The 24,301-nt window shown below is 61.0% G+C and carries 26 protein-coding genes; 11 read left to right on the plus strand and 15 right to left on the minus strand.

What is annotated here, in order from left to right; all coding sequences use genetic code 11:
• Nucleotides 1-5: 5 nt before the first annotated feature.
• The 3 genes from E0502_RS10135 to E0502_RS10145 are packed head-to-tail and all read left to right on the plus strand — an operon-like array spanning nt 6 to nt 1,720.
• Nucleotides 6-617 (plus strand): P-loop NTPase family protein, encoded by a 612-nt coding sequence (locus tag E0502_RS10135; protein WP_137677893.1) that lies wholly within the window; start codon nt 6-8, stop codon nt 615-617.
• Between the two features lie 27 nt (nt 618-644).
• A complete protein-coding gene (epsC, locus tag E0502_RS10140) occupies nt 645-1,355 on the plus strand; it encodes a serine O-acetyltransferase EpsC (RefSeq protein WP_137677894.1) in 711 nt (236 codons plus the stop codon).
• Nucleotides 1,355-1,720 carry a DUF2794 domain-containing protein gene (locus tag E0502_RS10145; RefSeq protein WP_137677895.1) on the plus strand — a complete coding sequence of 122 codons (366 nt, stop codon included), beginning with the start codon at nt 1,355-1,357 and terminating at the stop codon, nt 1,718-1,720. Before epsC ends, E0502_RS10145 begins: the two co-directional genes overlap by 1 nt.
• Here E0502_RS10145 and E0502_RS10150 read toward each other — a convergent pair whose 3' ends face one another.
• The 5 genes from E0502_RS10150 to E0502_RS10170 all read right to left on the minus strand — a co-directional run bounded on the left by E0502_RS10150 (nt 1,721) and on the right by E0502_RS10170 (nt 6,074).
• Nucleotides 1,721-2,407 carry a DUF4328 domain-containing protein gene (locus E0502_RS10150; RefSeq protein ID WP_137677896.1) on the minus strand — a complete coding sequence of 229 codons (687 nt, stop codon included), beginning with the start codon at nt 2,405-2,407 and terminating at the stop codon, nt 1,721-1,723. It abuts the gene before it with no gap.
• A gap of 18 nt (nt 2,408-2,425) precedes the next feature.
• A complete protein-coding gene (locus E0502_RS10155) occupies nt 2,426-3,028 on the minus strand; it encodes a DUF4328 domain-containing protein (RefSeq protein ID WP_137677897.1) in 603 nt (200 codons plus the stop codon).
• Nucleotides 3,029-3,114: 86 nt separating this feature from the next.
• A complete protein-coding gene (locus tag E0502_RS10160; protein WP_137677898.1) occupies nt 3,115-4,221 on the minus strand; it encodes a hypothetical protein in 1,107 nt (368 codons plus the stop codon).
• A 107-nt stretch (nt 4,222-4,328) separates the two neighbouring features.
• Nucleotides 4,329-5,258 carry an SDR family NAD(P)-dependent oxidoreductase gene (locus E0502_RS10165; RefSeq protein WP_137677899.1) on the minus strand — a complete coding sequence of 310 codons (930 nt, stop codon included), beginning with the start codon at nt 5,256-5,258 and terminating at the stop codon, nt 4,329-4,331.
• Between the two features lie 132 nt (nt 5,259-5,390).
• Nucleotides 5,391-6,074 carry an HAD family hydrolase gene (locus E0502_RS10170; protein ID WP_137677900.1) on the minus strand — a complete coding sequence of 228 codons (684 nt, stop codon included), beginning with the start codon at nt 6,072-6,074 and terminating at the stop codon, nt 5,391-5,393.
• Between the two features lie 71 nt (nt 6,075-6,145).
• Between E0502_RS10170 and glmU the strand changes: the two genes are divergently transcribed.
• From glmU to E0502_RS10185, 3 genes are all read left to right on the plus strand, one after another.
• On the plus strand, nt 6,146-7,504 hold the full coding sequence (gene glmU / locus E0502_RS10175) for a bifunctional UDP-N-acetylglucosamine diphosphorylase/glucosamine-1-phosphate N-acetyltransferase GlmU (RefSeq protein ID WP_137677901.1): 1,359 nt from the start codon (nt 6,146-6,148) through the stop codon (nt 7,502-7,504).
• Complete coding sequence (locus E0502_RS10180; protein WP_137677902.1) at nt 7,501-7,770, plus strand: HNH endonuclease; 270 nt, start codon at nt 7,501-7,503, stop codon at nt 7,768-7,770. Before glmU ends, E0502_RS10180 begins: the two co-directional genes overlap by 4 nt.
• Before the next feature lie 69 nt (nt 7,771-7,839).
• On the plus strand, nt 7,840-8,499 hold the full coding sequence (locus E0502_RS10185; RefSeq protein WP_137677903.1) for an SOUL family heme-binding protein: 660 nt from the start codon (nt 7,840-7,842) through the stop codon (nt 8,497-8,499).
• A 137-nt stretch (nt 8,500-8,636) separates the two neighbouring features.
• On the opposite strand, the gene E0502_RS10190 is transcribed toward E0502_RS10185, so the two are convergent.
• The gene (locus E0502_RS10190; protein ID WP_137677904.1) at nt 8,637-8,876 is read right to left on the minus strand and encodes a DUF1153 domain-containing protein; all 240 of its coding nucleotides are present in this window, start codon (nt 8,874-8,876) and stop codon (nt 8,637-8,639) included.
• 265 nt (nt 8,877-9,141) lie between these two features.
• On the opposite strand from E0502_RS10190, the gene E0502_RS10195 reads away from it, so the two are divergent.
• Complete coding sequence (locus E0502_RS10195; protein WP_137677905.1) at nt 9,142-9,483, plus strand: PilZ domain-containing protein; 342 nt, start codon at nt 9,142-9,144, stop codon at nt 9,481-9,483.
• Nucleotides 9,484-9,507: 24 nt separating this feature from the next.
• Here E0502_RS10195 and E0502_RS10200 read toward each other — a convergent pair whose 3' ends face one another.
• The 7 genes from E0502_RS10200 to E0502_RS10230 form a co-directional block, all read right to left on the minus strand.
• Nucleotides 9,508-11,691: a prolyl oligopeptidase family serine peptidase gene (locus E0502_RS10200; RefSeq protein WP_137677906.1), complete on the minus strand. Its 2,184-nt coding sequence runs from the start codon at nt 11,689-11,691 to the stop codon at nt 9,508-9,510.
• A 155-nt stretch (nt 11,692-11,846) separates the two neighbouring features.
• Nucleotides 11,847-12,104 (minus strand): ATP synthase F1 subunit epsilon, encoded by a 258-nt coding sequence (locus E0502_RS10205; protein ID WP_137677907.1) that lies wholly within the window; start codon nt 12,102-12,104, stop codon nt 11,847-11,849.
• A 5-nt stretch (nt 12,105-12,109) separates the two neighbouring features.
• Nucleotides 12,110-13,567, minus strand: a complete 1,458-nt coding sequence (gene atpD, locus E0502_RS10210) for a F0F1 ATP synthase subunit beta (RefSeq protein WP_137677908.1) — start codon at nt 13,565-13,567, stop codon at nt 12,110-12,112.
• 20 nt (nt 13,568-13,587) lie between these two features.
• Nucleotides 13,588-13,953, minus strand: a complete 366-nt coding sequence (locus E0502_RS10215) for a hypothetical protein (RefSeq protein WP_240049017.1) — start codon at nt 13,951-13,953, stop codon at nt 13,588-13,590.
• A 15-nt stretch (nt 13,954-13,968) separates the two neighbouring features.
• Nucleotides 13,969-14,841, minus strand: coding sequence for a F0F1 ATP synthase subunit gamma (locus E0502_RS10220; protein ID WP_137677910.1), 873 nt, complete (start codon nt 14,839-14,841; stop codon nt 13,969-13,971).
• A gap of 26 nt (nt 14,842-14,867) precedes the next feature.
• On the minus strand, nt 14,868-16,397 hold the full coding sequence (gene atpA, locus E0502_RS10225) for a F0F1 ATP synthase subunit alpha (RefSeq protein ID WP_137677911.1): 1,530 nt from the start codon (nt 16,395-16,397) through the stop codon (nt 14,868-14,870).
• Between the two features lie 38 nt (nt 16,398-16,435).
• The gene (locus E0502_RS10230) at nt 16,436-16,990 is read right to left on the minus strand and encodes a F0F1 ATP synthase subunit delta (RefSeq protein ID WP_137677912.1); all 555 of its coding nucleotides are present in this window, start codon (nt 16,988-16,990) and stop codon (nt 16,436-16,438) included.
• Between the two features lie 230 nt (nt 16,991-17,220).
• Between E0502_RS10230 and E0502_RS10235 the strand changes: the two genes are divergently transcribed.
• Nucleotides 17,221-18,048, plus strand: coding sequence for a TauD/TfdA dioxygenase family protein (locus E0502_RS10235; RefSeq protein ID WP_192895952.1), 828 nt, complete (start codon nt 17,221-17,223; stop codon nt 18,046-18,048).
• Between the two features lie 4 nt (nt 18,049-18,052).
• Here the strand turns inward: E0502_RS10235 and E0502_RS10240 are convergent, their stop codons facing one another.
• Nucleotides 18,053-19,630, minus strand: coding sequence for a S1 family peptidase (locus E0502_RS10240; RefSeq protein WP_137677913.1), 1,578 nt, complete (start codon nt 19,628-19,630; stop codon nt 18,053-18,055).
• Nucleotides 19,631-19,747: 117 nt separating this feature from the next.
• Between E0502_RS10240 and ada the strand changes: the two genes are divergently transcribed.
• From ada to E0502_RS10255, 3 genes are all read left to right on the plus strand, one after another.
• Nucleotides 19,748-20,791: a bifunctional DNA-binding transcriptional regulator/O6-methylguanine-DNA methyltransferase Ada gene (gene ada / locus E0502_RS10245; RefSeq protein ID WP_240049018.1), complete on the plus strand. Its 1,044-nt coding sequence runs from the start codon at nt 19,748-19,750 to the stop codon at nt 20,789-20,791.
• Between the two features lie 45 nt (nt 20,792-20,836).
• Nucleotides 20,837-21,730 carry a CPBP family intramembrane glutamic endopeptidase gene (locus tag E0502_RS10250; protein WP_137677915.1) on the plus strand — a complete coding sequence of 298 codons (894 nt, stop codon included), beginning with the start codon at nt 20,837-20,839 and terminating at the stop codon, nt 21,728-21,730.
• Between the two features lie 83 nt (nt 21,731-21,813).
• Complete coding sequence (locus E0502_RS10255; protein ID WP_137677916.1) at nt 21,814-22,713, plus strand: CPBP family intramembrane glutamic endopeptidase; 900 nt, start codon at nt 21,814-21,816, stop codon at nt 22,711-22,713.
• Here the strand turns inward: E0502_RS10255 and E0502_RS10260 are convergent.
• Entirely contained in the window at nt 22,707-24,272 is a 1,566-nt protein-coding gene (locus E0502_RS10260) for a cryptochrome/photolyase family protein (protein WP_137677917.1), read from the minus strand. The two genes, E0502_RS10255 and E0502_RS10260, sit on opposite strands and share 7 nt — an antisense overlap.
• Nucleotides 24,273-24,301 lie beyond the last annotated feature (29 nt).

A 24,301-nucleotide genomic window follows, 5' to 3' on the forward strand; every position in this document is an offset into this window, starting at 1 on the left:
CGGCGATGTCGCAGATCGCGCTGCCTCTTGCCCATCGCCGCGGTACCGACCCCGAACGAATCGTGGTCGGCAATGCGAATATCGGCGTGATCGAAGCGCTGCGTGAGCCGGAAAAATGGCCGTTCCGGACAGCGATCCTCACCGGTGAAGCGCGCGCGGGCAAGTCGCTGCTCGGCAGATGGTTCGCGGCGCAAGGTAGCGGCGCGGTGATCGACGGGGCCGACGCGCTGGACGAAACCGAACTGTTCCACCGCTGGAACCGCGCGCAGGAGGACGGGCAGCCCTTGCTGCTGATCGTTGATCGCGAAAAATGGGACATTGACCTGCCCGATTTGCGCAGCCGGATGGGCGCGGCGCTTCACCTCGAAATCGGTTCGCCCGATGATGCAATGCTGGCCGACCTGATCGAAGCGCTGGCATCGCAGCGCGGCCTTGCGCTTGGCGAGGGGGCGCTTACCTATCTTGTGCCCCGTGCGGAGCGAAGTTTTGCGGAGATCGAGCGTCTTGTAGCGACAATCGACCGGCTCAGCCTGGAGCGAAAAGTGCCCGCTACGCTGTCTGTCTGGCGCGATGCGCTGGAGGCGGTGCAAGGGCCGGAGCAAGCACGCTTGCTCTGACGGCGTTGAAATGAGAGTATGCCTGCGATGTTTGACCGGCTGAAGAGCTATCTGGACTCCGTTCGCGAGCGGGACCCTGCGCCGCGCTCGCGGTGGGAAGTGTTGCTTTATCCTGGCGTCTGGGCGCTCGGGTTTCATCGGCTCGCGCATTGGCTGTTCGACGCCAAGCTGTATTTTCTGGCGCGGTTCGTGAATCACACGGGGCGGTTCCTGACGGCAATCGACATCCACCCGGGCGCGACAATCGGGAAGAATTTCTTCATCGACCATGGCTTCACCGTCATCGGCGAAACGGCGGAAATCGGCGACAACGTCACGATTTACCAGTGTGTCACGCTCGGCGGGACGAATCCGACCAACGGGATTGGCGGCAAACGCCATCCGACCATCTGCGACAATGTCATCATCGGGTCCGGCGCGCAGGTCATCGGTCCGATCAATGTGGGTAAACGCGCGCGGATCGGTGCCAATGCGGTGGTGACCGATGATGTGCCCGAAGGCGCGACGATGATCGGCCTGAAAGCGCGCTCCACGCTGGTTCCGGCTGAAGAGTGGATCCGCGAGTTCATCCCCTATGGCACGCCGTGCGATGACCCCTGCAAGGATTCCGAAGCGGTGGGGCGCGACTGCGTTGAAAAGCTGGAGACGGAACTTGCCAGCCTGCGCGCGGAAATGAACGAACTGCGGGCGCTGAGCGAAGGCCGGGAAGTGACCAAGCGCAGCGGGACGGATAGCTGATGGCGTCAGGCATGGGCGGTGCGCTGCCCGGTACAGTGGTGCCTTTCCCCGGCGGCAAGACCGGACAGGTCGGCTTCACCCGCGAGGAATTGCAGCGCATACTCGACCTTTACGGGCGTATGGTCGCGGCAGGGAACTGGCGCGATTATGCAATGAATTTCGAAAAGGAGTGCGCAGTTTTCGCAGCCTTCCGCCGCGCGGCAGAGCGTCCGCAAGCGCGGATCGAAAAGCGCCCGGCGCTGCGCAACCGGCAAGGCATGTGGACGCTGTTCGGCGAACACGGGCAAGTGATGAAGCGCGGCCATGAACTGGCGGGCGTGCTCGCACCGATGGAGCGCCGGCTGCTCAAGGCAATCGACGACTGATTACTCGAAAGCGGAACTGACCAGGCCTGAACTGCGCTGCGCTTCCGTGATGTTGCCCACCAGCTTGACCAGCAACAGCGCCGCACCGGCAAAACACAGGCTGGCGAAGCCATTGATCGCAAACTCCATCCATGCGGGCGTGTACAGCACCAGATTGGTCGTTAGGTTGATGATCAGCTGCGACAAAAGTGCCAGGGAAATGAAAAAGCCGACCATGTAGGCGGTCCACCACGCGCCGACATCCTCGACCCCATTATGCGCATGTTCGTCTATCTCTCCATGGCTGCGATTGTGCAGCTCGCGCATGGCGCGATAGGGCACCACCAGATTGACGAAGGGGATGAAATAGCTGGCGACTGTCCATCCCGCCGAATGGTCCATCGGCACGCCTTGCTCGATCACATTGCTATGCGCACGGTGGATCCAGATCAGCGAGACAATCACTAGAGCCGCGATGCTTGCCAGCAACAGAAGCGGAAGCAGCACTGCGACAACAAGCAGGATTTCCTCCGGGGATCGGCCAGTGGGCGCTTCTCCCGCCGTGACTACGATCGGATCATCCGGCTTGAAGGTGAAATAGCCATCCAAGGCGACCTGCGTCACGAAAACAATTGCGAAAATCCACGCGAAAATTTTGACGAGGCGAGCCCGGGTGGCGAGTGACTGGTGCGCATGATCAATGCTCATGAAAAAGCGATCCCCGGTTCAGGCAAAGGTATCGGCAAGGTTCATTGAACGCTGCGCCCGGGTGACCGAATTGACGATATGCAGCAGCGCGGCTGCGGACATGATCGTCAGCGCGTAACCAATGACATCGATCATGGAATATTCCTCACCGAACCCGCCGAGTCCGCTGAAGACATAGGCCAGCCACCACACCCAGAAGAAGCCCGGGACTTCGTCGGAATAGTCGCCTATCGCTCCGTGGCTCGCGTTCCACAATTCGCGCATGGCCTGAAACGGTTTGAAGAGATTCGCGAAGGGAATGGCAAACCATCCGATCGCCCAGCCCGGCGTATATTTGAGCGACGGCAGATCGGCGGCAATCAGGTTCTTGTGCCCGCGGTGGATCCACATGCCGACCAGGACAAAGGATACGACCAGAGCGAGAAAGTCTAGCAGAACGACGAAATCGACCGGATGCAGTTCATCGGAATAGGGATTTACCTGATCGATCACACCATTGAGCAGCAGAACGACAGCGGCCAGTGAGAGGAGCGATGTTGCTATGACAATGATGATCGCGATGCGAGCCAAAGTCGCGCGCTGATCCAGCGTATCGAGCCCCTGCTCGAGTTCGGAATTCATCAAACCACCCCCAAATGAGAAAACCCCCGCGCCTTATGCGCAGGGGTCTCTCTCTGGGCAAGCCCCTGTTTGCAAGGGCTTTCGCGTCAGGCGGCGAGCGGTGCGGAGACCGGCGCAGAGACTGGTGCAGAGACTGGGAGGCGGGCCTGCAGGTTCTCTGGCAGTTTCACCACAATCGCGCGGCGGATCGGGCTCCAGAACGCGCTCAGCGTGAGCAGGGCCGAGCCGATGACCAGTGCGGTCAGCGCGACATTGAGCTCCACCGCACCGAAGCGGTCGAACAGGAAGGTCAGCGCCACCAGCACATAGGCGAGGGCCGAGACGAGCAATGCACGCCGGTCAATCGCCAGCGCGACAAGCCCGAACAGCACATAGACCGCGAGCACAGCAAAGGCCCCGCCAAGGCCGATGGCGCCGCCGTCGGTCACGCCCAGCGCGTGGAAAATCGGATGTGCGATCATCGGTGCGGCGAGCAGGTGCAGCCAGAAGGCCACATCGCTGCGCCGTGTCTGACGCTCGCGGTCGCTCGTATCCCAGCGCATGGCAAAGGCAAAGATCGCCAGCCCGAGAATGAAGACCATCGGAATGATGATGCGTTCCGGATTGTCGATGTTCTGCGGTCCGATGCCGGTTACCACGAGCGCGACAACCGTGAGCGCGATGGCCCCTGCGCCGGCAGCCACGGTGATTGGCACCATGAAGCGGCGCCAGTGCAACCATGCAGCACCTGCGGTCAGAAGTGCAGAACCGGCCAGCAGCAACCCGGGCAATGTGGCGTTTTCCCGGCCGAAATCGTCGCCGCTGAAACCCAGCACGACAAAGCCGAGCAGCGTAGCAAAAACGCCGCCGACGAATGCGAGCAGCAGCACGATGCTGGGCAGCGCCATCCGGCGTTTGCGGGTAAAGAATTCTGCCATGCCCCAGGCGGCGGCGGCCACGAAGGCCCCGGCGAAGGGCGGCGGCCCGTCGATATCGGGGGTGAACGCCTGACCGATCCCGGCCATGGCGACCAGCAGCAGAATGGCGGCTATGGTCACGAAAATATCGTTGAAGCTGTTGATCAGCCGGAAATGTTCTTCATCCCCGGCGGGCGCTGAGCGTGTGGCGCGAACGGAATTGCGCAGTGCATCGGCGGCATCGGCGCTGATTGCGCCGCTGGAAACCGCGCTGCGCAGGTCATCTTCGGTATACATCGGGCGTATCTCCTCCCCTGTGATGGTTCGGGGATACGCCCGGTGTATTACTGTGTCAACACAGCGGGATTGTTATCGACGAAGCGTCGACCGTTGCGGACGAACGATCAGCTCCGCGCCGAAGACGGACCAGTGCCGGTAACTTTCTGCATCGCGGTCAGGATCGCTCCCGACTGCTCGCTGCCCGATTGCGGAGCCTTGAGGTTCGAGAAGTCCGAGATCTTGTCCCAATTCTCAGCGAAGCCCTCGACCGTCCGCTCACCTTCAGGCAGCCACACGGCGTCGTTCATCACAGTCCATGCAGAGTGGTAGCCGCCCGCACCAGCGCCGACGATGGCATTGGTCGGCGCGTCTTCGCTGACCAGGAACAACGCGGCCGGAACCACATTGATCGGATCGAACAGTTTGAAGGCCTCTTCCGGGAACAGGTCTTCGGTCATCCGGGTGCCAGCGACTGGCGAGAGGGTGTTGACCTTGATGTTGTACTTCGCGCCTTCGAGCGCGAGCGTCTTGGTCAGACCGGCGAGGCCCAGTTTGGCTGCGCCGTAGTTTGCCTGGCCGAAATTGCCGAACAGGCCGGTCGAGCTGGCGGTCATCATGATCCGGCCATAGGCCTGCTCGCGGAAAGTCTCCCAGCAGGCCTTGGTGACGAAGGCGGAGCCGGTCAGGTGAACCTTGAGGACGAATTCGAAATCTTCCGGGCTCATCTTGGCGAAGGTCTTGTCGCGCAGCACACCGGCGTTGTTGAGCAGAACATGGACGCCGCCCCACTTCTGCTTGGCGTCGGCGACCATCTTTTCCATCTGGTCGTATTCGGTAACGCTGCCGCCGTTCGAAATGGCTTCGCCGCCCATTTTCTCGATTTCTTCGACGACCTGCAGGGCCATGTCGGAATGGCCGGTACCGTCACGCGAACCGCCCAGATCGTTCACCACGACCTTTGCACCGCGGCGGGCAAGTTCCAGCGCGTATTCGCGGCCCAGTCCGCCGCCAGCGCCGGTCACGATTGCTACCTTGTCCTTGAAGTCGATACTCATGGTCAAATCCTCCTGATAGGGCCGAGTCCGGCCTTACGTTTGCGTCAATCTGGCAGGCGGGTTGGCAGGTTCGTGCGCGGCATGCAACCGTATGCATGGTGAACCGCCATGCCGTAGGGTTAAGCGGGCCGTTTACAGCCCTTCAAGGGCGGGAATAAGGCCGTCCAACGAATCGATTACCGCGTCACCGCCAAGCTCGTGCGGAGGCTTGTCGCAATATCCATAGGCGGCCACCAGCACCGGCACATCGGCGCCTTTCGCCGCGGCAACATCGTAAGAACTGTCTCCGACAAAGGCGAAGCGGCCGCCGCCGCAACGTGTGCGCGCCTCGACCACAGGCGCAGGCGACGGTTTCGCCAGATATCGTCCGTCCGGGCCCTTGCCCATGCTGTTGCCACCGATGATGGTGACGAATCTGTCCGCCAGGCCGAGCTGAGTCAGGATCGAGGTTGCGAATTCCTCGAACTTGTTGGTCACGACAGCGGCTTTCACGCCCATTGCATCAAGCGCATCGAGTGCTTGCAGCGCGCCGGGGTAGGGCCGCGAATGGACTGCGTTGTTCTCTGCGTAAAAAGCCAGCATCTGCTTGTAGAGCGGGCGGAAATCCTCTGCCGGCAGGCCGCCTTGTGCATCGACCGCACGGGCAAGCATGATCTTGGCCCCGCCGCCGATCAGGTCTTTCGAGGAATCGACCGGCACCGGGTCGAACCCGCCAAGCCCCAGCGCGTGATTGACTGCAGCACCCAGGTCCTGGTGCGTGTCCAGCAAAGTGCCGTCGAGGTCGAAGCCGATCGCGTCGAATGGAAATCCGTTCATCCACGCGGCGTGCAGGATGGTTCTTCAATCCGCAAGCATTTGCTGGCAAGGGGCGTGCAACAGGAGACACCATGAACCAGTTTGCCGCCGTTATCCTCGCCGCGGGCAAGGGCACCCGAATGAAATCGGACCTGCACAAGGTCCTTCACCCGATCGCCGGGCGGGCAATGATCGACCACCTGATGGCGTCGGTCGATCAGCTGCAGCCTGCGGAGAAAGTCGTGGTCGTTGGTGCAGGGCGCGAACAGATCGAAAGTGCCATGGCCGACCGGGCAAGAACTTGCCTGCAGGAACCCCAACTTGGCACCGGCCATGCGGTGCAGCAGGCGCAGGCGCAACTGGCGGGCTTCGACGGCGACGTGCTGGTCATGTACGGCGATGTCCCATTTGTGCGGGCCGCGACAATGCAGGCGATGCTCGACCGGCTGAACGAGGGCGATGGCCCGGCTGCGGTTGTGCTGGCATTCGAACCGGAGGACGCGCTGTCCTATGGCCGGGTCATTGCCGATGGAGCCGGCCGGATATCCAAGATGGTCGAATTCAAGGATGCCGATGCGGCAGAGCGCGCCTGCGGCCTGTGCAATTCGGGCCTGATGGCGGCGAAGGCGGCGGATCTGTGGGCGCTGCTCGATCGGGTTGGCAACGACAATGCGCAGGGTGAGTATTACCTCCCCGATATCGTCAATATAGCGATCAGTGACGGGCGCGTATGTGCGGCCGTGACGACGGACGATCCGAACGAAGTCTCCGGGATCAACAGCCGCGGGGAACTCGCCAATGCAGAGGCGCAGTGGCAGCAGGAACAGCGTGAGCACTGGATGGCACAAGGCGTGACCCTGCGCGCGCCCGAGTCCGTATTTTTCAGTTACGATACGCGGCTTGCCAATGATGTAACGGTCGAACCCAATGTGGTGTTCGGACCCGGCGTCACGGTGGCGCAGGGCGCGACGATCCGCGCCTTCAGCCATCTCGAAGGCGCAACGATTGGCGAGGCCTGCTCGGTCGGGCCCTATGCCCGCCTGCGGCCCGGTGCGGTGATGGAAAAAGGCAGCAAGGTCGGCAATTTCGTCGAGATGAAAAAAGCGGTGCTGGGCGAAGGTGCCAAGGCGAGCCACCTGACCTATCTCGGCGATGCCATTGTGGGCAAGGACGCCAATATCGGCGCCGGCACGATCACCTGCAATTACGACGGCTATTTCAAATACCAGACGGAGATCGGCGACCGCGCCTTCATCGGCAGCAACAGTTCGTTGATAGCCCCGGTCAAGATCGGCAAGGATGCGATTGTTGCTGCGGGCAGCGCGGTCAGCCGCGATGTCGGCGATGGCGAACTGCGCATGGTCCGGGCCGAACAGCTGGTCAAGCAAGGCTGGGCCGACCGTTTCCACGACACGATGAAAAAGAAGAAAGCGGCGGCGAAGAAAGATTGACTGAAAAGGCGCCTGTTTGCTGGCTATGCGGGCGGGGGTTCGAAACACGCATCCAGTGGCATCACCCGGTCCCGAAATCGAAGAAGGGACGCGGTACGGTGCCGGTCCACCCGATTTGCCACAAGGCGATCCATACCAACTTCACCAACGCGCAACTGGCCCGGATCGGTGATGAGCCTGCCCGACTGCTCGAAGATGCGACGCTGGCCAAATTCGTCGCCTGGGTGAAGGGCAAGCCGCCTGATTTCCATGCGCCGACCCGCTAGCGATTTTGCATCCGGGAACAAATTCGCTGCGTAGCTGCTGTCTGAGCAAGCAACAGCAGGGAAATGGAAATGCGCAAATGGAAATGGGCACTGGCTGGCCTCGGGGCCGTGGCGATGGGAAGCGCCGTGGCTTACGCGCAGTATAGTGATACCGAAGAGCCGGCGCATGAAGTCCTCAAAAGCGAGGACCTGTTCGAATTGCGGGATTACGCGCCGATGATCGTGGCAGAGGTGACTGTTACGGGTGATCGACGGAGCGCGCGCGGACAAGGCTTTCGCAGGCTGGCGGCTTACATCTTTGCGCAGGATCGCCCCGATGGCGGTGAGAAAATCGCCATGACTGCGCCTGTGATGCAGGACCGGCCTGCGCAAGACGAGCAGATTGCGATGACTGCCCCGGTTATGGCGGATTCGCCTGAAGCCGGTGTCTGGCGGACGCGATTTGTCATGCCCGGGAAATACACGCTCGATACGCTGCCAACCGCGCCGGAGGATATTACTTTGACCACTGTGCCGGGGCGGCGGATGGCGGTCATCACCTTCAGCGGAAATGCACCGCAAAGGGATCTTGAACTGGCCGAGTCGCAGTTGCGGGCATGGATCGCGGCGCAGGAGCTGGAGATTACCGGCGGTGTGGAACATGCATTCTACGATGCACCGATGGTGCCCGGCCGTTTTCGGCGCAACGAAGTCATGATCCCGGTGTCCGCAGAGGTGTCCGCAGAATAGCCAATCGGTAATCGGGTCAGACCGCCCGACTTTCACCTATCGTACCGAACTGGGCCCGAACCGGGGGCAAGGAACGGCTGTGAAAGCGGACGGCCTGACGGGGTAAGGACCCATTGTTCAAGCCGGGACCAGTCGGCTCAGGTGAGTTCGAGTTCTTTCGACTTCTTGTCGGTGCGGGCAACCTGTCGCTGCCAGCTCTCGAACTCGCTGCGGCTGAGCAGGTAACGCCAGCGCGCCTCATCGAAACTGATCAGCTTGTCGCGCACAGCTTTCACCACTTCTTCCTTGCGGTTCTTGGACCAGTGGACATCATAGGATTCCGGCAGGCCGGCGCGCTTGATCCGCGAAGCGATGGTTTCATTCGGGGGGTAAGGCATGACTTCTTCTCCAAACTGCCCCCCTGTCATTGAAAATACTCGCTGCGCAGCCTTAATTACGGCTCAACAATCGTAGCAAACCGGGAATTCACCATCCGAACGGAGGCTGGTGTCCGATGAATTGCTTTGCGCACGCGCCAGTCGGTCGTGATCGCGCGTCTTTTGGCATGCAGCAAATGTTACATTTCATCCTTCAGTTCCGTTAACCAATTGCCAGTATTTAGCTGGTGGGCCGCTTTGATAGAGTGTGGAATCGGAGCAAGTCATGAGCCAGAGAAAAGCCGTCAGGGAGGAAGCACTTGTCCCGGTCGAGCTCTATGCGCGCGGCAAGATACGCGCCGCCCTGTTGGTCGATCTATCGATTGGCGGTGCCATGCTGGAAGTGCCCGTGGATCTCGAACTGGCTGTCGGCGAAGCCGTGCTTGTGCGACTGATCGGACTGGCCAGTGCCATGGCGCACGTCCGCTGGTCGACGGCCGGCTCCATTGGGGTCGAATTTCGCCACGAACTGGATCCCTCGGTGCTCGATTTCACCGTCCACAACTATGTGAAGACGGACTTGCCCCCGCCCATCGCATCCGACGTGGTTGTGGCAATCAAGCCCTGACAGCTGCCGAAGAGACGGCGTGGACTAGTCGCCGCCGCTGTCCCCACCACTGATCTCGCCACTGGTCTCTCCGCCGTCCATCAATTGCTGCATCAGATAGACCCACTGCATCGCCTGCAGTTTCGCGCGCTGATCATTATCGACGCCGCCGGAATGGCCACCCTGCATATCTTCGTAATACAGATAATCCTGCCCGTTGGCCGCCATCCGTGCCGCGGCCTTGCGGCCATGGCTCGGGTGCGTCCGGTCGTCCGCAGTCGAGGTGACATAGTAAATCCGCGGGAAATCCTTGTCTTCGGTCAGCTGTTGATACGGGGAGTACCCCTCGATCCATTCGCGCTGTTCGGGAATGCGCGGATCGCCATATTCGCCGATCCACGATGCGCCGCGACCAATCAGATGATAACGCAGCATGTCGAACAGCGGAATCTGGACGATCGCAGCGTTGAACAGGTCGGGACGCTGAGTGAACGCCGTGCCGACCAGCAAGCCGCCCTGTGATCCGCCCTGAATGCCGAGATGGTCGGGACTGGTGAAACCGCGCGCGACGAGATCGTCACCGATGGCGATAAAATCATCCCACGTGCGCTGCTTGTTCTCGCGAATGGCGGTCTGGTGCCAGTCCGGGCCGAACTCGCCGCCGCCGCGCATATTCCCCAGGACATATGCTCCGCCGCGTTCCAGCCATAGCTTGCCGGTCGAGCCGAGATAGCCGGGCAGGCGGGGAACCTGGAAACCGCCGTAGCCGGTCAGCAGGGTCGGGGTGGAACCGTCCAGCACCATGCCTTCAGGCTTGACGATGAAATACGGAATTTTGGTGCCGTCTTTGCTGACCGCCTCGAACTGCTCGATTTCCATGCCGGCCGAATCAAATCGAGTGGGGCTTTCCTTCACCGCTTCCGGGGTTACCCCGTCCGCAGCGTAGAACCATGTTCCGGGAGTGAGGAAGTCAGTTGACGTAAACATGATTTCGTCGGTTTCATCCGACGAGGCTGCGATACCGACCGTCGCATTTTCGGGCAGGTCGATCTCGATCCAGGCCCAGCCGCCATCGGAATAATCGAATTTGAGCACTTTGCCGCGCACATTGTCGAGCAGGTTCACATAGAGGCTGTTCTTCGTGGTGGTTGCACCACGCTTGGTCTGGCGCTCACCCGGTGCCCAGACCAATACTTTCTGAGCCCCGTTGGGATCCGCTTTCCATGCCTCCAGATTGGCGGCCACGATGGAGTCTGCCGGGAATGTTATGCCATCCGTTTCCCAGTCGACATCAGTCGAGAACAACATGTGCCCATCAATGATCGCGTAGGGATTGGCTTTCTTTGGAAGGTCGAGTTTCAGCCACTCGCCCTCATGCTCGACGAAATATTCGCGCTCGTGAAACGAGACACCGCGATAGGCCATCCGCGCATGAACTGTCGCCTCACCATCGCGCAAGAGGTATGCGCCCGAGGACACATCGCTCTTCTCGCCGCGGAATATTTCTTCGGCTTCCTCGATCGACTGGCCGCGTTTCCATAGCCGGGTGGTGAATGGGTAAAAGCTGTCGGTTACAGTGTCCTCACCGAAGTCCCTGCTAATCAGCAGCGTATCTTCATCGACCCAGCTCGCGCCGCCCTGGCTTTCCGGCAATTCGAAACCGCCATCGACAAAGCTCAGCGTCTCGATATCGAATTCGCGCGCCACCCGGGCATCCTTGCCGCCATCGGACAGGTAGACCATGCATTTGGTCCCGGCGGGCGGCAGGCAGCTCATTCCGCCGTAAACCCATTCCTTGCCTTCTTCGGCGGCGAGCTTGTCGATATCCAGAATGGTTTCCCATTCGGGCTCGTCGGTCCGCCAGCTGTCCAGCGTGGTGCGGCGCAGGATACCCTTGGGATTGCTCTCGTCCTGCCAGAAATTCACCATGCCGTAGGGCGTAAAGCCGACCCCCGGGATGCGGTCCTTGGCGTTGTAGATTGCCAGCGCTTCCGCCTTCAGTTCCTCGAACCGGGGATCCGTCTGCAAGGCGTTCTCGGTCTTGTCGTTCTCTCCGCGCACCCAATCGAGCGAGCGATCGCTGCGGGTTTCCTCAAGCCAGATAAACGGATCGTTCTCGGCTTCGTATTCGGGTTCCATCACGGTGTTGGAGTCCTGTGCGACAAGCGGTGTCGAAAGTGTGGCAAGCGCAAGGCCAGCGGCCAGTGCTCGGGTGGATACGAGTTTCATGTGTGGAGCGTCCCTTTCCCCGGTTTCAGGGGTGCACTGTGCCAAGCCGGACAGCAATAACAAGGGGCTTTGCCGAAAAGGCAGCGCGGTTCGTCGAAACGAAAAGGGCGGCCCGCAGTGGGCCGCCCTGTCGATTTTCGATATGTCAGCCGCGCTCAGGTTTCGACATGTTCCGCCAGAACGGACAGGCCGTTCTCGCTCACTTCGGCAAAACCGCCGCGAACCTGAATTTCTTCCGCCGCTGCGCCGTCGGTCTTGTAGACCTGGACCACGCCGTCACGGATGGTCGACATGAAGGGCGCATGACCTTCAAGCACACCGAATTCGCCTTCGGCACCGGGGACGACGACCATATGGACGTCTTCCGAGCGGACCTGGCGTTCCGGAGTGACGAGTTCGAAATGAAGGGGCATGGCGATCAGGCGTCCTCAGCCATTTTCTTGGCCTTGGCGACTGCATCGTCGATGCCGCCGACCATGTAGAAGGCTTGCTCCGGAAGGTGATCGTATTCGCCTTCGACAACCGCCTTGAACGATTTCACGGTGTCTTCGAGCTGGACGAATTTACCGCTGATGCCGGTGAAGACTTCTGCCACGTGGAACGGCTGCGACAGGAAGCGCTGGATCTTGCGGGCGCGGGCCACAGTCAGCTTGTCCTCTTCCGACAACTCGTCCATGCCGAGGATGGCGATGATGTCCTGCAGCGACTTGTACTTCTGTAGCGTTTCCTGGACCTTGCGAGCCGTTTCGTAATGTTCCTGTCCGACAACGCGCGGCTCCAGCACGCGGCTGGTGGAATCGAGCGGGTCAACAGCGGGATAGATGCCCAGCTCGGAAATCGCGCGGTTCAGCGTGGTCGTTGCGTCCAAGTGAGCAAACGAGGTGGCCGGGGCAGGGTCGGTAAGGTCATCGGCAGGCACGTAAATCGCCTGAACCGAAGTGATCGAACCCTTGTTGGTCGAGGTGATGCGTTCCTGCAAGTTACCCATGTCGGTCGACAGGGTCGGCTGATAGCCCACCGCCGAAGGAATGCGGCCGAGCAAAGCGGACACTTCCGAACCCGCCTGAGTAAAGCGGAAGATGTTGTCGACGAAGAACAGCACGTCCTGACCTTCTTCATCGCGGAAATATTCCGCCATGGTCAGGCCGGACAGAGCAACGCGGGCACGTGCGCCAGGAGGCTCGTTCATCTGGCCGAACACCAGTGCCACCTTGGAACCTTCAGGCGTTGCGACGCCGTTTTCGTCCTTCTTGATGACCTCTGCGTCGAGGAATTCGTGGTAGAGATCGTTCCCTTCACGGGTCCGCTCACCCACACCGGCGAACACGGACACGCCGCCGTGACCCTTCGCGATGTTGTTGATCAGTTCCTGAATAAGAACGGTTTTGCCAACGCCGGCGCCGCCGAACAGGCCGATCTTGCCGCCCTTTGCGTATGGCGCGAGAAGGTCGATCACCTTGATGCCGGTGACGAGGATGGCCGCTTCGGTCGACTGGTCGATGAAAGCCGGGGCTTCAGCATGGATCGGCATGGTTTTTTCAGCACCGATAGGACCGAGTTCGTCGATCGGTTCGCCGATCACGTTCATGATCCGGCCAAGTGTCTTCGGACCGACAGGAACGCTGATCTGCGCGCCGGTGCTGGTTACTTCGCTGCCGCGCGTGAGGCCTTCGGTGGCGTCCATCGCGATGGTGCGAACGGTGTTTTCACCGAGGTGCTGCGCAACTTCGAGAACCAGCGTGTTAGCGCCGTTCTTGGTTTCAAGTGCGGACAGGATCGCTGGCAGTTCGCCTTCGAAGGTTACGTCGACGACAGCGCCGATAACCTGGCTGATCTTGCCATTGGTGGTCTTGTTCAATGCGGGTGCGGTGGCCATGATAAATGTGTCCTACTGGCTCAGGAATCTACGTGGTGAGCGCCATGCTCTGCGCAAATGGATTCAGGATCGGACAGGACCCAGGCGGTCATGTCGTCATTTGGGGTGATGTTCGCTTTGTGGCGCATGTATTCGTCTTCGCCGAGACCAAATTCGCACTGCGCTTCGTCGGCTCCCATGGCGCGGCGGCATACTGCGGTATTGACCGGCTCTGCGCCTTCGCACGAGCTGGCGAACAATTCAGTGAATACAGCTTGGTCCGGGGCCGGCAAAGTCGATTCCGGTGCGGGTGCGGCAGATTCAGTCTGCTCCGGCGCGGGGGCCGGTTCTTCGCCGCAAGCTGCGAGCGCAAATGCCGGGAGAAGGGCGAGGGCTAGTTTCTTCACGATATCCGTCCGTTTCTAGAGCGCTTCCGCGCCTGCGATAATTTCGATGAGTTCCGTCGTGATCGCGGCCTGACGGCTGCGGTTGTACTGGATCGTCAGCTTGTTAATCAGGTCGCCCGCATTGCGCGTGGCGTTGTCCATCGCGGTCATCGACGCGCCTTGTTCGGAGGCACCGATTTCCAGCAGCGCACCAAAGACCTGCGTCTTCACATAGCGCGGCAGAAGTTCTTCGAGGATTTCCTCTTCACCGGGCTCGTATTCAACCACGGCATCACCGGCGGACTCGCTGCCCTCGGGCGCGGGAACCGGAATAAGCTGTGTGGTCGTCGGGTTCTGAACCAGCGCCGACTGGAATGTCGGGTAGATCAGATGCGCGACATCGAATTTGCCATCTTCGAACAGGGCAATCAGCTCGTCGGCGACGGCCGCTGCTTCTTCGAAGCCCGGGTTCTTGACGGTGCTGGTGTCGAAGTGCTTCTCGATGCTGCCCGCATAGTCACGCTTGATCGGCGCACGGCCCTTCTTGCCGACGAGATAGAAAACAACATCCTTGCCTTCAGCGATCAGCTTCTGCGCCTGCTTCTTGGCTTCCTTGACGACATTGGCGTTGAGGCCGCCGCACAGACCCTTGTCGGTGTTGACCACCACCAGCAGATGGCGCTTGTCGCTACCGGTGCCGGCGAGCAGTTTGGGCGCACTGTCGCCGCTGACCTTGCCGGCCAGCGACGCCATGACAGCGCCAAGCCGCTCGGCATATGGGCGCGCGGCTTCGGCAGCAGCCTGCGCCTTGCGCAGTTTTGCCGCCGCGACCATCTGTTTGGCCTTGGTGATCTTCTGAGTCGACTTGACCGACCCGATCCGATCCTTGAGTTCTTTCAGCGAGGCCATTTCGGCTCCCTAGTTTCTCTTCAGGCTCAGGCGAACTGCTTGGCGAAAGCGTCAAGCGCGGCGACGACTTTGCTCTTCGTGCCGTCTTCGAATTTGCCGGTGTCGCGGATTTCGGAAAGCACGTCAGCATGATCGTTGCGGAAGAAGCTGAGCATCGCGGCTTCGTATTCGGTCACCCGGTCGACGGCTACGCTATCGAGGTAGCCATTGGTCCCGGCGAAGATCGACACGGTCTGCTCTTCGAACGGCATGGGCGAGAACTGCGGCTGCTTGAGCAGTTCCGTTAGGCGCGCGCCGCGATTGAGCAGTTTCTGCGTCGATGCATCGAGGTCGGAACCGAACTGCGCGAAGGCAGCCATTTCGCGGTACTGCGCGAGGTCGAGCTTCATCGAGCCCGAAACCTTCTTCATCGCTTTCGTCTGAGCGGCACCGCCCACACGGCTGACCGAGAGACCGACGTTGATCGCCGGGCGAATGCCCTGGAAGAACAGATCGGTTTCAAGGAAGATCTGACCATCGGTGATCGAAATCACATTGGTCGGAATATAGGCCGAAACGTCACCCGCCTGGGTTTCGATGATCGGCAGCGCGGTCAAGGAACCGCCGCCATTGTCGCCGTTCATCTTCGCGGCACGCTCAAGCAGGCGGCTGTGGAGGTAGAACACGTCGCCCGGATAGGCTTCGCGGCCCGGAGGGCGGCGCAGCAGGAGCGACATCTGGCGGTAAGCAACGGCCTGCTTCGAAAGATCGTCATAAACGATCACGGCGTGCATGCCGTTGTCGCGGAAAAACTCGCCCATCGCGCAGCCGGTGTAAGGTGCGAGATACTGCAGCGGAGCCGGCTCCGATGCGGTGGCGGCAACCACGATGGAATATTCCATCGCGCCGTTTTCTTCGAGCTGTTTCACGATCTGCGCGACGGTCGAACGCTTCTGACCGACGGCAACATAGACGCAGTAAAGCTTCTTCTTCTCGTCGTCGCTCTGGTTCGGACCCTTCTGGTTGATGAAGGTGTCGATCGCGACAGCGGTTTTGCCGGTCTGGCGGTCACCGATGATCAGTTCGCGTTGGCCGCGGCCAACGGGAACGAGCGCGTCGATCGCCTTGAGGCCCGACTGGACCGGTTCGGAAACCGATTCACGCGGGATGATGCCCGGCGCCTTCACTTCGACACGTTCGCGCTTGACGTCGGTCAGTGGGCCTTTGCCGTCGATCGGATTGCCCAGCGCGTCGACCACGCGGCCCAGCAGGCCCTTGCCGACGGGAACGTCCACGATGGTTTCCGTCCGCTTGACGCTGTCGCCTTCCTTGATCTCGGAGTCCGAGCCGAAGATCACGACGCCGACATTGTCCGCTTCGAGGTTCAGGGCCATGCCCTGCACGCCGTTGCTGAATTCGACCATCTCACCGGCCTGGACTTTGTCGAGGCCGTGAATACGGGCGATGCCGTCACCAACCGACAGCACTTTACCGACTTCGCTGACTTCAGCGTCAGTGCCAAAACCGGCGATCTGGTCCTTGATGACCTTGGAGATTTCTGCGGCGCGGATTTCCATCATTTAGCCTTTCATCGAGCCTTTTGGCATACGGGCGTTCAGCCCTTCATCGCCTGCGCGAGGGAATTCAAACGGGTACGGATCGAACCATCTATACGCTTCGAACCGATAGTTACGACGAGGCCGCCCAGCAAATCCGGGTCGACCTTGGATTGGAGTTTGACCGTGCGGCCTTCGCGCGCGGTCAGCTTGTTTTTCAATGTATCGAGCTGCGCATCGGTCAGCGCATGGGCGCTGGTGACTTCGGCAGTCACTTCACCGCGCTGGGCAGCGGCAATGCTGCGGAAGGCGCGGATCATGTCGTCCAGGTGCGACAGGCGGCGGTTCTGAGCCAGCACGCCGAGAAAGTTCTTCGTCAGTTCGCTCAGCCCGAGATGGGCAGCGACACTGGCAATGGCCGAGCCCTGCGCTTTGCGGCTCAGTTCCGGGTTGGTCGTAACCTCGCGCAAATCGCCCGATTCGGCGAGCGCAGAAGCCAGCTTGTCGAGATCCGATTCGACTGCGGACACAGTGCCGCCTTCGCTCGCAAGTTCGAACAAAGCAGAGGCATAACGCCCTGACAGGCTAGCCTGAATACCGGCGGAAATTTCCACGCGTGTCTCGTCCTCTAAAGGTCCGGAAAATAACGATGCATCAGCCTCGCCTGCGGAGGGTGATCGAGTCACCCCGGCAAAGCTGGCGCGCGCCTAGCATTGGGCCTTGATGATGGCAAGCCGACTCGGTGGCGATTTGCGTCACAACTGTTTCGCAGGATGCACCTGACGGGTTTTTGCGCTAAGAGCGTATTAGACCAGGACAGAGAATCCAGATCGGGAGAGTAGCAATGAAGATGACGCCGATGGCGCAAAACTGCGGTGTGGAGATATCAGGTATCCAACTGGCGAGTTGCAGCGACACAGAGATCGATGCCATCAAGCAGGCCATCTACGAAAACGGAGTTGCGGTTTTCCGCGGTCAGGAGTTTTCGCCTGAAGATCACATCGCCTTCGCCAAGCGCTGGGGCGGGATCGACATCAACAATTATTTCCCGCTGGAGGACGAGTACCCCGAAATCGCCATCGTGCGCAAAGCCGCCGATCAGGAAACCAATATCGGCGGCGCGTGGCACACCGACCATTCCTACGACCAGATCCCGGCGATGGGATCGATCCTGGTCGCCCGCACCCTGCCACCAAAGGGCGGCGACACTCTGTTCGCCCACATGGGCGCCGCATACGATGCGTTGCCTGATGAATTGAAGCAGGAAATCGACGGGCTTGAGGCGTTCCACACTGCCGACCATGTATATAAGGCCGACGGTCTCTATGCGCAGACCGATATGGGCAAGGAACTGCGGGGGCAGGACCTCAAGACCGGGGCGGTCCATCCGGTGGTGATCCGTCACCCGGTCACCGGGCGCAAGCTGCTCTACGTCAATGGCGGTTTCACGATCAACTTCGTCGGCCAGACGCGCGAGGAAAGCCTCCCGCTGCTGCAGAAATTGCTCGCCGCAGCGGTGCGCGAAGACAATCAGTGCCGCGTCGAATGGCAGCCCGGCACTGTGGCGATCTGGGATAACCGGACCACCTGGCACAATGCGCTGAACGATTATCCGGGCCACGCCCGCGAAATGCACCGGATCACGTTGTCGGGTGAGGCGCTGGCGGCTTAATCGCTCACTCCTTGACCTCGCACTTATACACCAGCCGTTCGTTCGGCGCGGGTGGCAGAAGCGACGTCACCGCGCCCTGCAGGTCGCCAAGCTTGCTGCCGGCATTCTCGCTGTCACAACTGGGCGGGGTGTATTTTCCGCGCGCTGCGCGGGCGGCGCTCATGTCATTGCGGCCGAGCAGATAGCGGTCGGTGCGGAAAGTGCCGCTGTCCGGATCATAGGTGTTGATCGAAACGGCCGCGTCCTGGTTGGGCACGAACACGCGACTCCAGTCGCCTGCGGCAAGGCCGTATTGCGTGCGGCCGTTGACGCAGCCACCTTCATTCCAGTCGAATTCGACTGTTTCGTCGGGCGCGCCGGTGACGCGGCTGCGCGATATGTCGAGCGTGCAGGTCAGGGTGCCATTGCCCGATGCCTGCGTGTCCGGCGCGTCCGGTTCCTCAGCGCCGTCAGCCATCGCAGCGGCCACCTTGCGATCGATCGCGTCGAGGCCCGGGCGGGTGAACCACAGCGCTAGCGCAGCGACGAGTGCAACGGTGGCAATCGTCCCGCCGATCATCAGCTTGCGCTCGCCAATATTGCTGGCGGCTTCTTCGGGGCTGGCCGGTGCGGTTTGGCGCTGCTGCCAGCCCTGCCACGCGATCACCCCGGCCCCTGCGCCAAGCGCCAGAAGGAGTAGCGTGAACAACATGGCATTTTCGCGCTCGGCCTGCACTTCCAGTTCGGCTTCCAGCTGGGCACGTTCGCGTTTTTCGCGCTCTTGCTGGTTTCTTGCGGCCAGTTCGCTGCGCGCCTGCTCCTGCTCGGCAGTCATTCGCGCGCGCTCTGCCGCGTCGAGATCGTCGAGGCTGCGGCACGGCAGTTCGTTGATCCGTGCCGCCACATCATTCGCGCGCAGGAACGGGATAAGCTCGCGCATCGAGACCGCGAAGAAGAACTCCGCATCCGCATTTCCTGAATCCGCCCCGAAGCTGTTGACCCCGAGAACACGCCCGCATCCGTCGAGCAGCGGGCCGCCCGAATTGCCGCGTGCGATGGGGGCAGTGTGCAGGATGCTGTCGAACTGTCGGCTGGGCCGCGCCCCGGAAATGAAGCCTGGCGATTTCACCGGTGGCTGCGAATTGAAGATGTCGTCTATCTCCAGCCCCTGTGCGCGGTCGACATTCATCGGGTAGCCGACCGAGGTGACCTGCCCGCTGTCGCGGTTGCCATTGGCTGACAGGGTCAGCGGTGGCAGGCGTAGTGCGCCGGTGATCTCGATCAGGGCAAGGTCATTCCTCGGGCTGACCGAGAGGATCCGCGCATAGGTCGCATCGTCGCCTTCGCTCGGCACGATCCCGATCCGAAGTGTGTCGTCCTGCGCCGCCTCACGTACGACATGCGCGTTGGTGACGATCTTCGTGGGCGAAACGGCAAAGCCGGTGCCATGACTGATCGGGTAGACTTCATCGCCATCGGTGCCGATGATAACGACCCGCACGACCCCGCGCGCGGCGGCGTCGATATCGGCGGGATCGGCCCGGGCAGTCAGCGGCAGGGCGAGAGCGCAAAGCGCCAGCAGTGCGGATAGGATACGTGTCATCGCCGGGCTGTCTATGCCGCCGCCACATTGATCGCAAGCTTCGGGACGCGGCGGGATAACTGCGCTGCTATCTGGTGCATTGCGTGGCACGGTGGCAGATTAGCGAGGATGGCCGACATGGAATCGCAGAACGACCTTTCCGACGATGACCGCTGGCAAATCGCGCTGGCAAAGGATCGCCGTTTCGACGGAGTGTTTGTAACCGGCGTGCATTCGACCGGGATCTATTGCCGCCCGTCCTGCCCGGCGCGGGCGCCCAAGCGTGAGAATGTCCGGTTTTACGCGAACTGCGAAGATGCGGAGGCGGCGGGCTTGCGCGCTTGCAAACGCTGCGCCCCCGATCAGCAATCGCGTGAGGAGGGGGCAATTAAGGACGCGCTCGATCTGCTCAAGCGAAGCGAAGGGCCGGTCTCACTCGAACAGCTTGCAATTCTGACCGCATACTCGCCGACCCATTTCCAGCGGGTTTTCAAACGGACGGTCGGCCTGTCACCCGCCGCCTATCAGCGCGCGCTGCGTGAGGAGCGGGCCAAGGATGCACTGGGCGGGGCGGCCCGGGTCAGCGATGCAATATATGATGCAGGTTTTGAAGCGCCGAGCCGCTTTTACGCCGCGATGGAGGGCAAGATGGGGATGAGCGCCAGCGACTGGAAGAACGGCGGGGAAGGGCGCGTGATCCACTTTGCAGTGATCCGGACGACCATCGCGCCGATGTTGGTTGCAGCCACTGAAACAGGGGTCTGCTGCCTGTCATTCGATGAAAGCGAAGAGGAGCTGCGCGCCCGATTCCCTAATGCCGAACTGGTGGCAGGCGGCGATTCGTTCCGTGATCTGTTTGAACGTGTTGTCGCTGCGGTCGAGCAACCCGGCACCGGAAACGACATTCCGCTGGATGTAAAAGGTACCGCGTTCCAGCAAAGCGTGTGGCAGGCCTTGCGCGCCATTCCGGCGGGCGAAACGCGTAGCTATGGGCAGCTTGCCGCAGCACTGGGCAAACCCAAGGCCAGCCGCGCGGTGGGCGGGGCCAACGGGGCGAACAATATCGCGGTGCTGATCCCGTGCCACCGGGTCATCGCCCATGACGGCGGGCTGGGCGGCTATGCTTACGGAACCCGTATCAAATCGGAACTGCTGCGCAGGGAGGATGGTAAACGCGATTGACGATGGACGGGAGTTGCCAGTCCTGTGCGGTGAAAAGGAGTCGCAATGACTACGGCAACGCACAGTTCAGCCTTCGCACTCGCGTGGCAAAAGCTCTGGCACCATCCGATCACCGCCGCGTTTGTGGCGGCAAGCCTGTTCGTCTTCGTATGGCTCGGTTTTGCCGTCGCAATGGTGCAGTGGGACACGGGGCTGTCGCCAGCGGTCGACATGGTGGTGCGCGAGATGATCCCCGTTCTGGCCTGTGTGACGGTTTACAAGCTGGTCATCACGCGGCTTGGCCGGTTCCGCAAGGATGATCTCGGGCTGCGCGGCGTCTTAGCAGACACCGCCATCGGTCTCGGCACGGGGGCAGCGCTGATCTCTGCAGTGGTCGGCATCGCAATGCTTGCGGGTGTTTACGGCATTGCCGGTTGGGGCAGCATGGTGGACGCGCTGTATATCGTGGTTGTTGCCGGCATTTCCGCCGCCGTGATCGAGGAAATCCTCCTCCGCGGCATTCTGTTCCGGTGGCTTGAAGAGGCGGGAGGGAGCTTCCTCGCCCTGATCCTGACAAGCGCACTGGTCGGTGCGATTCAGGCGTTTTCTCCCAACGCGGCACCGCTCTTCATTGCTTCTCAAGCGGTCGTTTTCGGGCTGCTGATGGGCGGTGCCTATATGCTCACGCGCTCGCTATGGCTGCCTATTGGTTTGCACGCGGGCTGGAATGTGACGCTGGCTCTCGGCTGGGGGGAGCCTGTCTCGGGTATCCAGTATGAAGGGCTTGTCATCTCCGAATATGGGGGCAGCGACTGGCTTTCCGGCGGGATCATGGGGCTGGGCAGTTCAGCCATCGCGCTTGGCATCGGATTGCTCTTTGCTGTGTGGGTGACGCGCAAGGCGGCCGCGGTGGGGCATTGGCTGCCGTTCGGCTGGCAGCGAGCGGTCTGCGAGCCATAAACTCGGCAATACCAACAGCGTATGACTTGCGCCACTATGTTCGGAACAGCATAGGATAGGCCTGAAGGGGAACGGGTCGATCTATGGAAGCCTCAGAGCAATCTGCACAGCGCCCGCTGTGGCGCAAAGTGTGGGAATTCCCGCTGACCGCCATGCTGGTGGCCATCGCGGTGATCATCGGGATCGTCAGCCTGATGCAAATCTCATACGCATATTCAGACGGCCTTGCGCTGCCGGAGGAAACGAAATTCCTCGGCAGCGTTCTCTTGCTCGTCGTGCTGTCCGCTGCAGCCTACAAGCTGATCATCAGGCGGCTGGGCGGAAAGAAGCACGATGATCTGCCGCTTGCCGGGGCTTTCAAGGACACCGCTCTGGGTTTTGTGTTCGGCGGAATGCTGATCAGTATCTGCGTGGCACTGGCTGCGGCGTTCGGCGTGTATCGCATTGAAGGCAGCGGCGAGGGCACAGACCTTGCCACGATCGTGCTGCTGACAGGCGTCTATGCCGGCTTTTTCGAGGAGCTGCTGATCCGCGGTATCATCCTGCGCTGGCTGGAGGAGATGACCGGTAGCTGGATCGCGCTCGGGATCAGTTCGCTCATTTTTGGTTTCGGCCATGCGTGGAATGACAATGCGACGGTCTTTTCTTCGGTCGCGATCGCCATCGAAGCAGGCATTCTGCTGGGCGGTGCCTATATGCTCACCCGCTCGCTGTGGCTGGCGATCGGAATCCATGCCGGGTGGAACGTTGTCCAGGGCCTGTGGGACGTTCCGGTTTCAGGCAATGACTTCGACGGTGTGATTGCCGCCGAACTTGAAGGACCAAGCCTGCTCGCCGGTGGTGGTTTTGGCCTGGAGGCGACTATCTTCGCGCTGGTGGTCGCAACCGGCGCCGGCGTTTGGATGCTCGTGCTCGCAGCGCGCAAGGGCCGGATCGTCAAACCGATGTGGAGCCGCAAGGGCGAGCCGATTACCGCTTACTGATCGCGCGCCCAGCCGCTTTGTGCAGGTTCCAGCGTGTCCAGAAACGTTTCCGCACTGTCGAGATATTCGGCCTGCCGGTCTTCGCCCATCCGGTCCCAGTTGGAATAGATCCGGCCAATGCGCGGGTTTTTCTCCAGCCGTTCACGGTGGCGATCCATGAAGTGCCAATAGAGCGCGTTGAACGGGCACGCGCCTTCGCCGGTTTTCTTGCTGACGCTGTATTTGCACTCGGAGCAGTAATTGCTCATCTTGTTGATGTAATTGCCGCTCGCAGCATAGGGTTTCGAAGCGAGCTTACCGCCGTCGGCGTAGAGCACCATCGCGGCGACATTGGGCAGTTCGACCCACTCATAGGCGTCGGCGTAGACCACCAGGAACCAGTCCTGCACTTCACGCGGACTGATCCCCGCGATCAGCGCGAAATTGCCCAGCACCATCAGCCGCTGGATATGATGGGCATGCGCGTTTTCGCGGGTCGACCGGATGGCATCGGCCAAGCACCGCATGTCGGTCTTGCCCGTCCAGTAAAACTCCGGCAGCCCCCGCTGCGCGTTGAGCGCATTGTCGCTCTCCAGCCCGGGCATGAAGCGCCAGTAGAAACCGCGCACATATTCGCGCCAGCCGATGATCTGGCGAACGAAGCCCTCGACCGCATTGAGCGGGGCGTTGCCTTGTTCATATTCCCGCTCGGCCCGCTGGCACAACTCGAGCGGATCGAGCAGCCCGAGGTTGATGCTGGTCGACAGCATCGAGTGGAACAGGTCGTCCTGTCCGTGGACCATTGCATCCTGATAGTCGCCGAAGAAGGGCAGGCGTTCGGCAAAAAAGGCATCTGCGGTTTCTTCCGCCTGTGCCCGGGTCACCGGCCAGCCGAAGCGGTCCAGGTTGCCGAAATGATCGGCAAACTGATCTTCGACCAGTTCGATCACTTCACGCGTGATATCGTCCGGTTCGAACAGCGGACGCTGTGGGGCATTCAGCCCGTCCTTGGGTGGTTTGCGGTTTTCGCTATCATAGTTCCACTCGCCGCCCTCGGGCTTGTCTTCATCCATCAGGATTCCGGTCTTGCGGCGCATCTCGCGGTAGAAATACTCCATCCGCAGCGTCTTGCGGTCCTCCGCCCAGTCATTGAATTCGTCGAGCGAGCACACGAAGCGGTCATCCGGCATGATGTCCACTTCGCAAGCAAATTTGTCGGGCCATTGCTCGATGTCCTGCTGCACCCGCCATTCGCTCGCCTGTACCACATGGATGGCGCGGGGAGTGCGCCGCTCGACCGCCCGCGCGACTTCGCCGGAGAAACCGCCGGCATTGCCCTCGTCGGTCAGGCTTGCATAGTCCACGGTCCACCCGGCATCGCGCAAGTCCTGCGCAAAATGGCGCATGGCGGAAAAGATCAGGGCAATCTTCTGCTTGTGGTGTTTGACGTAAGTCGCCTCGTCCCAGACTTCCATCATCAGGATGACCGTGTCGTCCTTGGCCCTCCCGCGCAGCGACGCAATGTCGCGGGTCAGCTGGTCGCCCAGGATGGGTACGAGGATCGGTCGTTGCGAAGACATGGGCCTTTAACGCACGATCTTGCGCTTCG

The organism is Parerythrobacter lutipelagi (assembly GCF_005434975.1).
Taxonomy (GTDB): domain Bacteria; phylum Pseudomonadota; class Alphaproteobacteria; order Sphingomonadales; family Sphingomonadaceae; genus Parerythrobacter_A; species Parerythrobacter_A lutipelagi.

Bases quoted from the DNA above. Each gene is read 5' to 3' on its own strand.
- E0502_RS10185 (WP_137677903.1), top strand. From the start codon at position 7,840: ATGCGCAAATGGAAATGGGCACTGGCTGGCCTCGGGGCCGTGGCGATG.
- E0502_RS10240 (WP_137677913.1), bottom strand. From the start codon at position 19,630: ATGACACGTATCCTATCCGCACTGCTGGCGCTTTGCGCTCTCGCCCTG.
- E0502_RS10135 (WP_137677893.1), top strand. From the start codon at position 6: ATGTCGCAGATCGCGCTGCCTCTTGCCCATCGCCGCGGTACCGACCCC.
- E0502_RS10200 (WP_137677906.1), bottom strand. From the start codon at position 11,691: ATGAAACTCGTATCCACCCGAGCACTGGCCGCTGGCCTTGCGCTTGCC.
- E0502_RS10235 (WP_192895952.1), top strand. From the start codon at position 17,221: ATGAAGATGACGCCGATGGCGCAAAACTGCGGTGTGGAGATATCAGGT.
- E0502_RS10165 (WP_137677899.1), bottom strand. From the start codon at position 5,258: ATGAGTATCGACTTCAAGGACAAGGTAGCAATCGTGACCGGCGCTGGC.
- E0502_RS10150 (WP_137677896.1), bottom strand. From the start codon at position 2,407: ATGAGCATTGATCATGCGCACCAGTCACTCGCCACCCGGGCTCGCCTC.
- atpA (WP_137677911.1), bottom strand. From the start codon at position 16,397: ATGGAAATCCGCGCCGCAGAAATCTCCAAGGTCATCAAGGACCAGATC.
- E0502_RS10155 (WP_137677897.1), bottom strand. From the start codon at position 3,028: ATGAATTCCGAACTCGAGCAGGGGCTCGATACGCTGGATCAGCGCGCG.
- glmU (WP_137677901.1), top strand. From the start codon at position 6,146: ATGAACCAGTTTGCCGCCGTTATCCTCGCCGCGGGCAAGGGCACCCGA.
- E0502_RS10195 (WP_137677905.1), top strand. From the start codon at position 9,142: ATGAGCCAGAGAAAAGCCGTCAGGGAGGAAGCACTTGTCCCGGTCGAG.
- ada (WP_240049018.1), top strand. From the start codon at position 19,748: ATGGAATCGCAGAACGACCTTTCCGACGATGACCGCTGGCAAATCGCG.
- atpD (WP_137677908.1), bottom strand. From the start codon at position 13,567: ATGGCCACCGCACCCGCATTGAACAAGACCACCAATGGCAAGATCAGC.
- E0502_RS10190 (WP_137677904.1), bottom strand. From the start codon at position 8,876: ATGCCTTACCCCCCGAATGAAACCATCGCTTCGCGGATCAAGCGCGCC.
- E0502_RS10260 (WP_137677917.1), bottom strand. From the start codon at position 24,272: ATGTCTTCGCAACGACCGATCCTCGTACCCATCCTGGGCGACCAGCTG.
- E0502_RS10205 (WP_137677907.1), bottom strand. From the start codon at position 12,104: ATGCCCCTTCATTTCGAACTCGTCACTCCGGAACGCCAGGTCCGCTCG.
- E0502_RS10160 (WP_137677898.1), bottom strand. From the start codon at position 4,221: ATGTATACCGAAGATGACCTGCGCAGCGCGGTTTCCAGCGGCGCAATC.
- E0502_RS10255 (WP_137677916.1), top strand. From the start codon at position 21,814: ATGGAAGCCTCAGAGCAATCTGCACAGCGCCCGCTGTGGCGCAAAGTG.
- E0502_RS10145 (WP_137677895.1), top strand. From the start codon at position 1,355: ATGGCGTCAGGCATGGGCGGTGCGCTGCCCGGTACAGTGGTGCCTTTC.
- epsC (WP_137677894.1), top strand. From the start codon at position 645: ATGTTTGACCGGCTGAAGAGCTATCTGGACTCCGTTCGCGAGCGGGAC.
- E0502_RS10250 (WP_137677915.1), top strand. From the start codon at position 20,837: ATGACTACGGCAACGCACAGTTCAGCCTTCGCACTCGCGTGGCAAAAG.
- E0502_RS10170 (WP_137677900.1), bottom strand. From the start codon at position 6,074: ATGAACGGATTTCCATTCGACGCGATCGGCTTCGACCTCGACGGCACT.
- E0502_RS10220 (WP_137677910.1), bottom strand. From the start codon at position 14,841: ATGGCCTCGCTGAAAGAACTCAAGGATCGGATCGGGTCGGTCAAGTCG.